Origin of the sequence: Cystobacter fuscus, assembly GCF_002305875.1 — a bacterium.
GTDB classification, from domain to species: Bacteria; Myxococcota; Myxococcia; order Myxococcales; family Myxococcaceae; genus Cystobacter; species Cystobacter fuscus_A.
Genome location: NZ_CP022098.1, coordinates 6,742,428 through 6,756,329 on the forward strand (window position 1 = coordinate 6,742,428; position 13,902 = coordinate 6,756,329).

Here is a 13,902-nt window from a genome sequence, read left to right on the forward strand (position 1 = left end):
CCGGCGTGCCGGATTCCGGGGGGGAGACCCCTGTTTTCACGCAAGCCTACCCCCGTTCTCCGGTCCGAGGGGAGTGGACGTTGGTCGATCCAGATGATCGCCAGCCAGCCGCCCCCCCCCACGAGTGCTCTGTGGCCGACGCTCGAGCCGTCTCCTCCTACGCACTGGGGCACGCGGGGTGGCGGAAAATGACGCGGCCTGCCTGCGCACCCGGACCGGACGGCCTATCTCAAGCCGACCCACGCGGTGGGTGCTGGTGTCGCGGGGGCTGGGTGCATGGCTCTGGACGGGGGCGGGTCCGGGGGAAGGTGACAGAATGAAGTACATCCTCGTGGTGGGGATCTCGATGATGGTGTTCGGCGCCATCCAGGTGTCGACACTGCCCCAGGCGGTGGACCCGCACGAGGAGAGCGCGTCCGCCGTCCTCTTCGTCCCGGGTGCCCTCACGGTCATGACACGCAGCCTCGGCACGGAGCTGAGCGGGGAGCGGGTCCTGGAAGCCCCTCACGCGGCGTACGTGCCCGCACGCGCGGCGGAGCTGTTTGGCCGCCAACCGGATGCCTCCTCACGCGCCCGGACGCTCGCCGATGAGGTCCAATACGCCCGGCCACACCTCATTGGTCTGCAGCAGGTAACCGAGCTGAGGCTCCAATCCCCCGGGGACGCGCTCTTCGGGGGCACCGAGCCGGCGCGGACGCCCTATTTGGATCCGCTCCCCCTGCTGCTGGGCGAACTGGAGGCACGGGGCCTGCATTATCGGGAGGTCGCCCGGGTGCGCAACACGGATGTGGAAGTGCCCTTGCGCCGGGGACAGGCGCCGACCTTCGACGATCTGCGCCTGACGGACTACGACATCATCCTCGCGCGCTCGGACGTGACGGTGAGCCAGGTGCGCACGGGCAACTATCTGGCGCGCCGCGAGGTGAAGCTGCCGCGCATGGAGCCGGTGGAGCTGACGCGCGGGTGGGTGTCGGTGGCGGCCGAGGTGGAGGGGCAGCACTACCGCTTCGTCAGCACGCACCTGGAGCCCGCGCCGGGCGAGGAGGGGCTGCGCGTGCAGCTCGGGCAGGCCGAGGAGCTGATCGGCCTGCTGCGGGGCGAGACGCTGCCGGTGGTGCTGGTGGGGGACTTCAACTCGCCGGCGAACCTGGGGCTGGTGGGCGCGCCCACCTACCGGGAGCTGCTGCTCGCGGGCTACGTGGACGTGTGGACGCGCCGCCTGGGAGGCGCGCTCGCCTCGGGAGGAGGCCTGACGCTGGGGATGACGGCCATGGAGGAGCGGCTCAACCTGGTGCTGGTGCGCACGCCCGTGTCGCCCGCGCCCCGTCAGCTCGGCCCGGTGCTGGCCTATGGCGTGGGAGAGCTGCGCGAGCGGCGGCGCTTCGGGCCGTGGCGCACGGACCTGTCCGGCGTGGTGGCGCGCCTGCGCATGCCCGTGTCCGCGCGCAACTGAGTACAGTGGCGGCCGTGAGCGCGCCGCCTCGAGTCCTCGTCGCCGAGCAACCCCACTACCTGCCGTGGCTGGACTTCCACGAGCAACTGGCGCGCGCGGACACGCTGGTGGTGCTGGACAACGTGCAGTGGCTGCGGCGGGGCTGGCAACGCCGCGCGCGGGTGGCCCTGCCCTCCGGCACTCCCCTGCCCCCGCCCACCGAGCCCGCCTACCAGTGGCTGACGATTCCCCTCGAGGGCGCCCACCGCGACACGCGCATTGGCGACCTGGTGGTGGACACGAGCCAGCCCTGGACGCGCAAGCACCTGGCCACGCTGACGATGCTCTATGGCCGCAGGCCCTACTTCCGCTCCCAGGTGCTGCCCCGGCTGGAGCACTTCTACGCCGCGGCGGCCGATGAGCGCGGCCCCGGCTCGCTCTTGCGCACGCTGCTCTCGAGCATGACGCTCTTCGCCGAGCCCCTGGGGCTCGCGCCGCGCGTGGTCCTCGCCTCGAGCCTCGCGCGCTCGCTGCCGGACAAGACCGAGCGCCTGGCGGACTACTGCGTCCAGCTCGGCCAGGACACGTACTACTCGGCGGTGGGCTCGCTCTACCTGCGGCCGGGCCCCTTCCGGGAGCGCGACGTACGGCTGCTGTGGCAGAAGTTCCGCTATCCCTCGTACGACCAGGGCCGCTCCGGCGAGCGCTTCGTGGTGGGCCTGTCCATCGTGGACGTGCTGTCCAACGTCCCCGTGGACACGGTGCGCGAGTGGCTCGCGCCCAGTCCCTGGGGGCCCTTCGCCCGGCCCGCCACGGAGCCGGAGCGCTGAGGCTCCAGGCTCCGTGAAGCCCGCTCAGGACGCCGCGCCGCCGTCCTTGTCGAAGCGCACGAAGTAGCTGCGCACCGCGGCATCCACCAGCTCCTGGGTGAGCCGGGGAGACTCGCCCTGGTAGTGCGCCATGTCGATCATCTGATCCAACAAGTCGCGCGGCTGGCACGCCGCGAAGAGGCGGCTGTTGGGCGTGTAGTGGGTGTCGATGAGGTACTGCACGACGTCGGCGTCGTAGTCCACGCCGCGCTTGCGGCACATCACCTCGAAGATCTGATGGAACAGATCCTCGTCCGGCCGCTGCACCTCGAGCTTGTAGCGCACGCGGCGCAGGAAGGCGTCGTCGACGAGAGCGCTCGGATCCAGGTTGGTGGAGAAGGCGGAGAACACGTCGAAGGGCACCTGCACCTTCTTGCCCGTGTGCAGCGTGAGCATGTCCACGTCGCTCTCCAGCGGGACGATCCACCGGTTGAGCAAGTCCTTGGGCGACACCTTCTGACGGCCGAAGTCGTCGATGAGGAGCATCCCGTTGGTGGCCTTCATCTGGAAGGGCGCCTCGTAGTACTTGACCTCGGGGGAGTACACGAGATCGAGCATCTCCAGCGTGAGCTCGCCCCCGACGACGACGAGGGGCCGGCGGCAGCGCACCCAGCGCCTGTCGTAGGGCTGGGCACCGGCATCGTCCTCCACGGGCTTGTGCAGGATGTTGTCGTAGATGCGGACGATGAAGTCGTCGATGAGGATGGCGTGGGGGATGAAGATGTCCCCGTCGAAGCAGTTGACCATGCCCTGGCAGATGGCCGTCTTGCCGTTGCCCGGGGGCCCGTAGAAGAAGATGGCGCGTCCGGAGTTCATCGCCGGGCCGATGCCGTCGAAGATGTAGTCGCGGATGATGAGGTCGCCGAACTTGTCCTCCATCCGCTGGCGGGTGATGCGGTTGCCGCGGATGGTCTGCTTCTTCACGGCGCCGATCCACTCCTGGAGCGTGACGGGAGCGGGGCCGTTGTAGCGGTTGCGATCGAGGATCTGCCGCAACACGTCCGTGGCGAACGTGGTGAGCTGGTAGATCATCGTGGACTTGCCGAGGCCCGAGCCACCACCGCCGCGGATGTCGATGTACTTCTGGCGGCGCAGGCCCTCGAGCACGTCATCCACCACGGAGGTGGGCAGCTTGAGGCGGTTGGCGATGTCCATGCCCCGCATCTCGCCCGCGTAGAAGATGGCCTTGAGGACGAGCTCCTCCACCATGCTGGCGGTGAGGCCGGATTCCTCGAGCGTGCGCGGCTGGGCGGGCCAGAAGCGAGCGCCCTCCGGCGACTCTCCCGCCTCGGGGGGGAGGGCGCGGCGCCCCGTGCCGGTGCTGGTGCGGCGCTCGGGCCCGGCCGGGTTGCCGCTCGAGGGGCCCGTGCGGCGCTCGGCGACCCCGGGGGACGGCTCCGAGGGGGGCGCTGGAGGAGGACCCGGACGGCGCGAGTCGACCACCACCGACGGCTGATCCGCGCCGGGGCTCGGCGGGGTGGCGCGGCGCGGCGGCTCGGTGAAGGGAGGAGGCGTGTCCAGGCGCGGCGCGGGAGGCGTCGTCCGCTTCTCCGGGGGCCCGCCCTGGACCTCCGAGACGGGGGGAGGCGGAGGGGCGCGGCGCTCGGCCACGCTCTCCACGGACGGCAGGCTCCGACGGGGCTCGGCCGGGGGGGCGGGCCGGCGCTCGAGGAAGGCACTGGGGCCGGCGGGGCGGCGCTCGGTGGCCGTCAAGGTGGGCGGAGTCCGCGGCGGTCCCGGGGGCGCTCCGAGACCAGGAGTCGGCCGGGTCCGGGGCGGCGAGGAGGAAGGGCCCACCGCGACCGTGGGAATCTCCTGGGGAGTGAGGGTGCGGCTGGTGTCTCGCTCGCTGTCGTCGGGGGACTCGAATCCGGGGGGACTCGCCCCCGGCCTCCGCTGCTCGGCCATGCATGCTCCGGGTTGAGACACCGACTCTATCAGGACCGGGCGGTGCTAGGTTGTGGCGTATGAGCTTCTTCCAGGAACCGCCCCGGCTGGGCAACCAGTATGACGAGGACGTCTTGCTGCGCAGCTACCTCGAGCGGGTGCTACCCCCCGACCTGAAGGCCTCGCTCGAGGACGAGTTCCGGGAGCTGGGCGAGCTGTCGGGCGGCTACTTCTACGAATTCCAGCTCAGGGATCGACTGAACGAGCCCGAGCTGACCCAGTGGAACGCCTGGGGCCAGCGGGTGGACCACATCGAGGTGTCCCCCCTGTGGAAGGAAGCCGAGGCGCTGACGGCCAGGCGGGGGCTGGTGGCGGTGGCGTACGAGCGCAAGAGCGGAGACCGCTCGCGCGTGCACCAGTTCGCGCTCAACTACCTCATCCAACCGTCGCTGGACATCTACTCGTGTCCGCTGGCGATGACGGACGGGGCGGCGCGCACGCTGCTGTCGCTGGACAACAAGGAGCTGGTGGAGCGCGCCCTGCCCCACCTGACGTCGAGGGAGCCGGCGACGTTCTGGACGTCGGGCCAGTGGATGACGGAGCGCACGGGCGGCTCGGACGTGGGGCTGACGCAGACGGTGGCGCGGCGGGACTCCGAGGGGTGGAAGCTGTACGGGACGAAGTGGTTCACCTCGGCGACGACGGCGCAGATGGCGCTGACGCTGGCGCGGCCCGAGGGCAATGGGGAGGGGGGCAAGGGCCTGGCGCTCTTCTACGTGGAGACGCGGGGGGCGGATGGGCGGATGAACGGGATTCAGATCAACCGGCTGAAGGACAAGCTGGGCACGCGCAAGGTGCCGACGGCGGAGCTGACGCTGGATGGGGCGCGGGCGGTGCCGGTGGCGGGGCTGACGGATGGCATCCGCAACATGGCGTCGATGCTGAACGTGACGCGCACGTGGAACGCCGTGGCGTCCGCGTGGATGATGCGGCGGGGGCTGGCGCTGGCGCGCGACTACGCGAAGCGGCGGGTGCAGTTCGGCGCGCCCCTGGCCCAGAAGCCGCTGCACGTGGACACGCTGGCGGGGCTGGAGGCGGAGTTCCACGGGGGCTTCCTGCTGGCGTTCCGGGCGGCGGAGCTGCTGGGCAGGATGGAGGCGGGCACGGCGACGGAGGAGGAGCTGCTCCTGCAGCGGCTGGTGACGCCGCTGGCGAAGCTGACGCTGGGGCGGCAGACGGTGCACGTGACGTCGGAGGTGGTGGAGGGGTTTGGCGGCGCGGGGTACGTGGAGGACACGGGCGTGCCGCGGCTGCTGGCGGACGCGCAGGTGTTGTCCATCTGGGAGGGGACGACGAACGTGCTCTCGCTGGACGCGCTGCGGGCGATGGCCCGGGGGGGTGCGCTGGAGGCGCTGGACGTGGACGCGCGGCGGCGGCTGGCGACGGCGAAGGACGCGGGACTGCGGCCGGGAGTGGTGGCGGTGGAGGACGCGCTCGGGAAGGCGCGGGCGTGGGTGATGGAGGCGATGAAGGACCCGGCGGGGGTGGAGGCGGGAGCGCGGCGGTTCGCGCTGACGCTGGGCCGCGCCTACGAGCTGGCGCTGCTGGTAGAGCACGCGCAGTGGTGCCTGGACCACGGATACGGCCCGAGGGCGATGGCGGCGGCGCGGCGGCTCACGCGCCATGGCGTGGATCTGCTCGCCGACATGAACCTGGAGGAGTCCCGGCTGCTCGTGGAGTAGTCAGCGCGCCCAGAGCCCACCCAGCTCCAACAGGAGCGGCGTGAAGGGCTCGGCGCGCACGAGGGCCTGTCCGCTGTGCGTACCCAAGGGTGCCCAGCGGGCACCTTCCAACCCGTACACCTCCAGGGCCTGCCGCGGCGGGTCCACCAACCACAGGTGGCGTACGCCCTCTCGGGCATAGACCTTCATCTTCTTCTCCCGGTCCAGCACTGCCGTGGACGGGGAGAGCACCTCACAGATCCAATCCGGTGCGAGGGTGACGCCTACCTCCTCGGGCATCTCCGGCATGCGCTCGCGGCGCCAGGCGGCGAGGTCCGGCACCAGGATGTCCTCTCCCAGGTGCAGCTCGGGCTCGAAGAGGAGTAGCCAGCCACCAGGGCCTCCCCTCCCCTGGTCAAAGGGGTTGTAGAGGGCGTTGTGCAACGCGCCCTGGGCGCGCGCATGGCGCAAGGCGGGCCGGGGACTGACGTACAGCTCGCCGTCCACCCGTTCCGCCACGCGGTGTGGAGGGACTGCCTCCAGGTCCGCGTCGGTCGCCTCGCGCCGCTGGCCGCTCATGCCTGGAGGATGAACAGCCGGACGTGCCTCTTCAAGGGCGGTCCACGGAGTGCCGCTGGATTCAGGGTTCATCCGAACAAGCTACACCCTACCTCTGACATGAGGTAGCCCTGGCTGCCCACTCAGGTCACTCGTCACCCTTCACTGTTCATTCCCTTCACGCCGTCGGCCGGATGGAGCGTTGCGCCTGCCGGAAGAATTGGGAGCAGGAGTAGTCCAGAGGGGCCTCCCCGTGCCCAAGCGCATGGCGGGCACGCAAGAAGGGCAGCCACGCCTTGTCCCCCACCCGCACCGCGCTCTCCTCCAGCTTGCGCCTCGGAACCCACTGCCCTCCCAACGCGGACACCAGGAACATCCCCAGCCAGGCCCCCAGGGCGGGAATCAACGCCTCCTTTTCCTCCGCCGAGAAGCGTTTCCCCCAGCCCAGGTGCCACAGGGCGAAGTCCACCGCGGCGAGCGCCTCCAGCGTTCCCTCCGTCGCCTCGGGCACCTGCTGCGAGTGCATCAGCGCGACGAGCTGCTCGGCATAGAGTCGCTCGTAGGTGTCGATGGCCTGCTTCACGTCCTCCACGTCCGGTGGAGGCGCCTGCTCCGCTGGCAGCCACTCCAAGACGGGAGGCGGATGGTAGAGGTTGAAGCGCTCGACCAAGCGGCGCTTGTTCTCGAGTCCCTCGAAGGCGATCTTCTTGTGGAGGATGTCGGCCACGTCTTCGTCGAAGTGCACGGGGATGGGGACGAAGACGCGGCTGCGCTGGCGCAGGGTGTCCAGGGTGGTTTCCAGTTTCAACTCGGGCCGCAGATGAACCAGGGCCCGGGCCTGGGCCAGCCGTGCTTCCTCAGAGTCGAAGTCCGCCGGCGTCGGCCGGGTGAGAAGAAGCACGGCTCCGCCTGGCAACTCCTCAACCATCGAGGCGGGCGTGGATAACACATGCTCACGCCCCATCTCCGACACCATCTGAGGCCCATACACATTGAGCCAGTAGACTTCATCCACCCGGTAGGGCGCGAATGGATCTTCCGCCAGGGGATTGGTTCCCATGGAAAAGTCAGTGGAGCTATGCCCGAAGCCATAGGTCATGGGGAATCGCGAGGCAAAACCCCTCACCCACGACAAAATCCGTCTCGTGTGGTCCTCAACGGCCACCGGTTGCCGGACAATCGAGAAGGGAGTGAGGTTCACACTCACGAAGAGTCGCCCACTCCTTTCTTTCTCGGAAAGGCTGATCCACAACCCCATCCAGGGAGCATTGGAGCATTCAAGGGCGAACGACGTATGCCCTTCGCTGGATTGCTCGAGGAATATCTCGCGGACAGCCTTGCGAGAGTATTTTCGCCTCCTTCTTCCACTCAGGAGGGTGTCTAGCGAACTGCTTCCTTCCATGGATTCGATGAAATCGAGTATCGTCTCAAACCCTTTCGCACCCTGCTCCACTGGATAGGCTGGCGAATGGAGATGGAGCCAGAATTCGTCTTGGCTGTTCCATTCATCACTCGACATGGAAATGAAGCTCGACACCACGAGATCTTGCCTCGAACCGAAGGGTTTTCCTGAAAACTTCTGGTACAAACCGCGCGTCATAAACAAGATGAACCTGGCTGACGGAGACTTCGCGTCCGAATAGTGGATGGCCAGGCCGACGAATCTCCACCCGTCCCCCGTATTTCTTCAGCGCCTCTCTGGCATCCATGGAAACCCAGTGGCGTGCTTCCACTTCGCTCATGCGCGTGAAGTCACGTTGTTTGTTACTGAAGCAATGCACCGTGGGCTTCCCTCCATGAACCAAGGATGCCTCGTCCACCGCGATCTGGTCCACAAAGGTCAGCACGGGCCCAGGCTCATGGGACAGTCCCAGGTTCCCATCCACCCGAGCCCGCGACATGCCTCGCAGATACACCCTCTCCGCCTGGGGCAGTGTGGTCTCCCTCTGGAGGGCTCGCGTCACCCCCTGCTGGAAGTCCAGCCCTCCTTGGACCTGGCTCCGGAAGATGGCGTAGTCCGGCCACTCCAGCGGCGGCTTCACCTCGGGCAACCGCGCCGATCTCGACCGGATCCCCGCCAGCTCGTCATAGCGCTTCTCCCAGTAGGCGACGTAGTCCACCCACCTCGGGTTGTCCGCGGCCACGCCAGGGGGAGGCTCCTGCAAGGAGGGCCGCCGACGTTCCAGCATCTTCAAGTCACTGGACTGGCGTGCGCCGCCCGCGACCGCCTCGGCCTCCCGCAGCCGGACCTCCAGCGCCGCCGCCTCCTCCAGCGCCGCCGCCTCTTCCACCTGGCTCAGCGCCCGCCGCCGCGCCACGCCCTCCCGGGCCAGCTTCTCCGCCTCCGCCGCGCCCGCCCTCACCTCTCCACTCGCGGCGCGGCCCTCCACCGCCATCGCCACGCCCCCCACGAGCAGGGCATTCAACGCCGCCGAGATGACGGCGCTCTCCACCTGCTCGCGCCGGGCCTGTCGCTCGAAGCCTCGTGCCAACAACCCCCGCAGCCGGGTGCCCCCCGGGCCCGGCGAGGGAATCAACTCGCCCAGTTCCGCCCAGCGCACCGTACACGTGGGCAGGGCGCTACAGCCCAGCCCCAGCGCCTTGTCCGCCAGCTCCACTCCCGCGGCCTCGGTCGCCACCTCCAGTTGGCTCAACAGCGTCCGGGCCCGCGCGTCCCCGGCCTGTGCATCCGCATAGACTTTTTCGAGATGCGCACTGCGATGGACCAGCAGCACTCCCGAGGTCTCGCCAACCAATCGCCCCCGGGCATCGCTGTACAGCCCATAGTCGAACGGGGGCGCCACATCCCTCCGCCACATGTCCGACGGCACGGCATCCACACCGCCGCATCGGCTCCCCATCAACACCACGGAGAGCACTACCAGCCAGACCCACCCCAGGGGCCCTGAAGCGCAATGGGTGTTCAACCGGAACCTCCTCCGTTCACGCCACCGGCCGGATGGAGCGTTGCGCCTGCCGGAAGAATTGGGAGCAGGAGTAGTCCAGAGGGGCCTCCCCGTGCCCAAGCGCATGGCGGGCACGCAAGAAGGGCAGCCACGCCTTGTCCCCCACCCGCACCGCGCTCTCCTCCAGCTTGCGCCTCGGAACCCACTGCCCTCCCAACGCGGACACCAGGAACATCCCCAGCCAGGCCCCCAGGGCGGGAATCAACGCCTCCTTTTCCTCCGCCGAGAAGCGTTTCCCCCAGCCCAGGTGCCACAGGGCGAAGTCCACCGCGGCGAGCGCCTCCAGCGTTCCCTCCGTCGCCTCGGGCACCTGCTGCGAGTGCATCAGCGCGACGAGCTGCTCGGCATAGAGTCGCTCGTAGGTGTCGATGGCCTGCTTCACGTCCTCCACGTCCGGTGGAGGCGCCTGCTCCGCTGGCAGCCACTCCAAGACGGGAGGCGGATGGTAGAGGTTGAAGCGCTCGACCAAGCGGCGCTTGTTCTCGAGTCCCTCGAAGGCGATCTTCTTGTGGAGGATGTCGGCCACGTCTTCGTCGAAGTGCACGGGGATGGGGACGAAGACGCGGCTGCGCTGGCGCAGGGTGTCCAGGGTGGTTTCCAGTTTCAACTCGGGCCGCAGATGAACCAGGGCCCGGGCCTGGGCCAGCCGTGCTTCCTCAGAGTCGAAGTCCGCCGGCGTCGGCCGGGTGAGAAGAAGCACGGCTCCGCCTGGTAGGGTCTCGATATGTGAGGCAGGAGTGGAAAGGACTCGATCGTGTCCGAACTGTTCCAATAATCGCGAGCCATACACGCTCAACCAGTACTCCTCAAGAACAGAAGATCGATCAAAGGGATTCTCGGCGTTCAGGTCGACCCCCATACAGTAGTCGACCCAGCTATGGCCCAAGCCATGCGAAATGGAATATCGCTGGGCAAAGACCCGCACCAAGCTCAAGAGCTGTTCTACATACGTTTTTGCCAAGAGTTCTTCACGGACGAGGGAAAAGGGGCTGACCCTCAATTCGAGAGAAAGACGATCGGGTTTTTGCTCCTGTTGGAAGCTCAAGTGCACGCTGACATCAGGAGGCTCCGTCCTGTCCAGTGTGAACATGATACATGAACCAACGGCCATCTCCTGTAGATGCTTCCACAGAACCTGACGAGAGTATTTTCGCTTGCGTCTTCCGGAGAAGATCCGATCTGGTCTCCAGCGCTCATCGAGAGACTCAATCATGATCAGCAGTTCTTCAAGCCCCTCGAATCCTCTGTCGAGCGGATTGTCTGGAGAGTGAATTTCGAGATAAAAATCATCTTCTTCGTTCCACTCATCGTTACTCATGAAAATGGATCTCGACATTGAATTTTCTGGCGATCTGCTGAATCGCGACCCTGGTCCTTTTTTGAGGAACGAGCCGACCATCGTAGATAAGATGCACTTTGCTTATGGTGACCTTGCGTCCAAAAAGGGGATGGCCAGGGCGACGTATTTCAACCATTCCTCCATATTTTTCCAGTGCTTCCCTGGCATCCATGGAAACCCAATAGCGTGCTTCCACTTCGCTCATGCGCGTGAAGTCACGTTGCTTGTTACTGAAGCAATGCACCGTGGGCTTCCCTCCATGAACCAAGGATGCCTCGTCCACCGCGAGCTGGTCCACAAAGGTCAGCACGGGCCCAGGCTCATGGGACAGTCCCAGGTTCCCATCCACCCGAGCCCGCGACATGCCTCGCAGATACACCCGCTCCGACTGGGCCAGCGTGGTCTCCCTCTGGAGAGCACGCGTCACCCCCTGCTGGAAGTCCACTCCTCCCTGGACCTGACTCCGGAAGACAGCGTAGTCCGGCCACTCCAGCGGCGGCTTCACCTCGGGCAACCGCGCCGATCTCGATCGGTTCCCCGCCAGTTCCTCATAACGCTTCTCCCAGTAGGAGACGTAGTCCACCCACCTCGGGTGGTCCGCGGCCACGCCAGGGGGTGGCTCCTGCAAGGAGGGCCGCCGACGTTCCAGCATCTTCAAGTCACTGGACTGGCGCGCGCCGCCCGCGACCGCCTCGGCCTCCCGCAGCCGGACTTCCAGCGCCGCCGCTTCCTCCAGCGCCGCCGCCTCTTCCACCTGGCCCAGAGCGCGCTGCCGCGCCACACCCTCCCGGGCCAGCTTCTCCGCCTCCGCCGCTCCCGCCCTCACCTCCCCACTCGCGGCGCGGCCCTCCACCGCCATCGCCACGCCCCCCACGAGCAGGGCATTCAACGCCGCCGTGATGACGGCGCTCTCCACCTGCTCGCGCCGGGCCTGCCGCTCGAAGCCTCGTGCCAACAATCCCCGCAGCCGGGTGCCCCCCGGGCCCGGCGAGGGAATCAACTCGCCCAGTTCCGCCCAGCGCACCGTACACGTGGGCAAGGCGCTACAGCCCAGCCCCAGCGCCTTGTCCGCCAGCTCCACTCCCGCGGCCTCGGTCGCCACCTCCAGTTGGTCCAGCAGCCTCCGGGCCCGCGCGTCCCCGGCCTGTGCATCCGCATAGACTTTTTCAAGATGCGCACTGCGATGGACCAGCAGCACTCCCGAGGTCTCGCCAACCAATCGCCCCCGGGCATCGCTGTACAGCCCATAGTCGAACGGGGGAGCCACATCCCTCCGCCACATTTCCGACGGCACGGCATCCACACCGCCGCATCGGCTCCCCATCAACACCACGGAGAGCACCACCAGCCATGCCCGCCACAGGGGCCCTGAAGCGCAATGGGTGTTCAACCGGAACCTCATCCCGCCCTTCCGAAAAAAAGCCGTGTGGGCAGCAACGTTAACCCGCCCGGCCATGCTCCTCCACACCAGGATGCGGGGCCTCGCCTGCTCCACGAGCTGTCGGGTTTTCCCGTGAGCGCATGGACGATGGAAAGATGATGTGTTAATTCACCGCCACGCTCATGGACAGCCACACCGATATCACCGATGGTGTTGGTAATCCCTGACGCATCAGGTCAATTCCGCCCCCAAGCATCTCATCCCCCGAGAAAATGAACATGAATCATTTCAAGACGTGTGGTCTCGCCATGGTGGCAATCGCTTTCAGCGCGTGCGGTCCCGCTCCCGAAGGGTCGAAGCAGGCCGAGGGCGTCGCGCGGACCGAGTCAGCGCTGACGGCTCCCATTCCGAACACGACGTGCGTGGTCGAGGCGACGGAGCCCTACAAGTACGACAGCGGTCCGTACACGGGCCAGATCAGCGCCCAGGCGTCTGTCTGGGACTGCAGCCAGGACTACCCGATCATCTACGTGTGCTCGATCATCGAGAAGAAGTCGGTGAGCAGCACGGGCGTCGTCACCTGGACGGCGGTGCCGGGCAGCCGCAGCTGCTATGGCGAGACGAACACCGACTTCGGCGGTCAGACGGCCACCCCCACCACCAACCCCGCGGGGACGTACCGCCAGCGCTCCGAGGCGGCGATCAAGCTCAACGCGACGACGTGGACCCCGGCGCAGCCGTCGACCTGCGGCACGCTGTCCAGCAACGTGCCGTGCGCGTTCACCTCCGTGACCTCCCCGAGCGTCGCGCTGTAATACGCGCCATCCGGGCGTGAGTCCCCGAAGGTCCGGCCCGTGCCTCGCGCGCGGGCCGGACCCGTGGCACCTCAAGGCCCGGCGCGCAGCACCTCTCCCCGGGTGAACTGGAACAGCTCTTCACGAACCTCGTGCGTGTCGAGCACGTTGTTGTGGTGCTTGCCCTCGAGGATGCGCACGGAGACCTGGGGAAACAGCGTGCCCAGCTTCTCTCCCATGTCCACGGGGACGACCTGGTCCCGCGTCCCATGGACGATGAACACCGGCAGGTGGATTCCCGGCGCCTTGGACGCGGTGTCGAACCGGTCCTTCACCAGCAGCCGCGCGGGCACCCACGGAAAGAGCCTCGCGCCCAGCTCCACGATGGAGGTGTAGGGCGTGATGAGCACCAGCCGCGCGCCGTGCCCCCGCCTCGCCATCTCCGCCGCCACCCCCGAGCCGATGGACTGCCCCTGCAACACCGTCCGCTCCCGGGGCACTCCCAGCTCCTGGTGCAGGTAGCCGAGCGCGGCCTCGGACGCGGCGTAGATGCCCTGCTCCGAGGGATCCTCCTTCCCCTTCGCGAGCCCATACCCCGGGTACTCCACCGCGAGGAACCCGAGCCCCGCCTCCTGGTAGCGCTGCGCCAGCCACGCCTCGTGGGCGAGCTGCTCGCCATTGCCGTGGAAGTGCACCACCGTGGGGGCCTCCGGCGGCGCCGGGACGTGCAGCGCGTAGACCGTCGTGCCCTCGGGGCCCGGAATGTGAAGGAGCGCGGCTCCGGGCAGTTGGGGTTCGAGCGCGCCCGGAGGCACCGGAAACACCAGGTGGCGTTGGTTGAAGTACAGCAGGGCGCACACGGCCAGGTAGCAGATGACGAGCGTCACCACGATCTTGAGCATCACCCGCCTCACCCGAAGCCAGACACGTCGCATGGGTGGGGTCCTTATCACGT

Annotated in this window: 11 protein-coding genes; 4 read left to right on the forward strand and 7 right to left on the reverse strand. The window is 67.6% G+C overall.

Annotation, left to right across the window (positions count from 1 at the left end):
* Positions 1-316 precede the first annotated feature (316 nt).
* Positions 317-1,453, forward strand: a complete 1,137-nt coding sequence (locus CYFUS_RS27485) for an endonuclease/exonuclease/phosphatase family protein (RefSeq protein ID WP_095987934.1) — start codon at positions 317-319, stop codon at positions 1,451-1,453.
* 5 nt (positions 1,454-1,458) lie between these two features.
* Entirely contained in the window at positions 1,459-2,262 is an 804-nt protein-coding gene (locus tag CYFUS_RS27490; RefSeq protein WP_095987935.1) for a WbqC family protein, read from the forward strand.
* A 24-nt stretch (positions 2,263-2,286) separates the two neighbouring features.
* Here CYFUS_RS27490 and CYFUS_RS27495 read toward each other — a convergent pair whose 3' ends face one another.
* Positions 2,287-4,209, reverse strand: coding sequence for an ATPase (locus CYFUS_RS27495; RefSeq protein ID WP_095987936.1), 1,923 nt, complete (start codon positions 4,207-4,209; stop codon positions 2,287-2,289).
* A gap of 59 nt (positions 4,210-4,268) precedes the next feature.
* Between CYFUS_RS27495 and CYFUS_RS27500 the strand changes: the two genes are divergently transcribed.
* Positions 4,269-5,930: an acyl-CoA dehydrogenase family protein gene (locus CYFUS_RS27500; RefSeq protein WP_095987937.1), complete on the forward strand. Its 1,662-nt coding sequence runs from the start codon at positions 4,269-4,271 to the stop codon at positions 5,928-5,930.
* Here the strand turns inward: CYFUS_RS27500 and CYFUS_RS27505 are convergent, their stop codons facing one another.
* The 5 genes from CYFUS_RS27505 to CYFUS_RS53020 form a co-directional block, all read right to left on the reverse strand.
* Positions 5,931-6,488, reverse strand: coding sequence for a Uma2 family endonuclease (locus CYFUS_RS27505; protein ID WP_095987938.1), 558 nt, complete (start codon positions 6,486-6,488; stop codon positions 5,931-5,933).
* 157 nt (positions 6,489-6,645) lie between these two features.
* Complete coding sequence (locus CYFUS_RS53010) at positions 6,646-7,368, reverse strand: hypothetical protein (RefSeq protein ID WP_232536831.1); 723 nt, start codon at positions 7,366-7,368, stop codon at positions 6,646-6,648.
* 607 nt (positions 7,369-7,975) lie between these two features.
* On the reverse strand, positions 7,976-9,394 hold the full coding sequence (locus CYFUS_RS54035) for a hypothetical protein (protein WP_269770158.1): 1,419 nt from the start codon (positions 9,392-9,394) through the stop codon (positions 7,976-7,978).
* A 16-nt stretch (positions 9,395-9,410) separates the two neighbouring features.
* Entirely contained in the window at positions 9,411-10,751 is a 1,341-nt protein-coding gene (locus tag CYFUS_RS27520; RefSeq protein ID WP_095987939.1) for a hypothetical protein, read from the reverse strand.
* The gene (locus tag CYFUS_RS53020) at positions 10,744-12,162 is read right to left on the reverse strand and encodes a hypothetical protein (protein ID WP_232537912.1); all 1,419 of its coding nucleotides are present in this window, start codon (positions 12,160-12,162) and stop codon (positions 10,744-10,746) included. Before CYFUS_RS53020 ends, CYFUS_RS27520 begins: the two co-directional genes overlap by 8 nt.
* 269 nt (positions 12,163-12,431) lie before the next feature.
* On the opposite strand from CYFUS_RS53020, the gene CYFUS_RS27530 reads away from it, so the two are divergent.
* Positions 12,432-12,968 carry a hypothetical protein gene (locus CYFUS_RS27530; protein WP_232536833.1) on the forward strand — a complete coding sequence of 179 codons (537 nt, stop codon included), beginning with the start codon at positions 12,432-12,434 and terminating at the stop codon, positions 12,966-12,968.
* Between the two features lie 71 nt (positions 12,969-13,039).
* Here the strand turns inward: CYFUS_RS27530 and CYFUS_RS27535 are convergent, their stop codons facing one another.
* Positions 13,040-13,882 carry an alpha/beta hydrolase gene (locus tag CYFUS_RS27535; protein WP_095987941.1) on the reverse strand — a complete coding sequence of 281 codons (843 nt, stop codon included), beginning with the start codon at positions 13,880-13,882 and terminating at the stop codon, positions 13,040-13,042.
* Positions 13,883-13,902 lie beyond the last annotated feature (20 nt).

Coding starts and splice junctions, on each gene's coding strand:
- CYFUS_RS27485 (WP_095987934.1), top strand. CDS start 317: ATGAAGTACATCCTCGTGGTGGGGATCTCGATGATGGTGTTCGGCGCC.
- CYFUS_RS27495 (WP_095987936.1), bottom strand. CDS start 4,209: ATGGCCGAGCAGCGGAGGCCGGGGGCGAGTCCCCCCGGATTCGAGTCC.
- CYFUS_RS27500 (WP_095987937.1), top strand. CDS start 4,269: ATGAGCTTCTTCCAGGAACCGCCCCGGCTGGGCAACCAGTATGACGAG.
- CYFUS_RS27505 (WP_095987938.1), bottom strand. CDS start 6,488: ATGAGCGGCCAGCGGCGCGAGGCGACCGACGCGGACCTGGAGGCAGTC.
- CYFUS_RS27520 (WP_095987939.1), bottom strand. CDS start 10,751: ATGAGTAACGATGAGTGGAACGAAGAAGATGATTTTTATCTCGAAATT.
- CYFUS_RS27530 (WP_232536833.1), top strand. CDS start 12,432: ATGAATCATTTCAAGACGTGTGGTCTCGCCATGGTGGCAATCGCTTTC.
- CYFUS_RS27535 (WP_095987941.1), bottom strand. CDS start 13,882: ATGCGACGTGTCTGGCTTCGGGTGAGGCGGGTGATGCTCAAGATCGTG.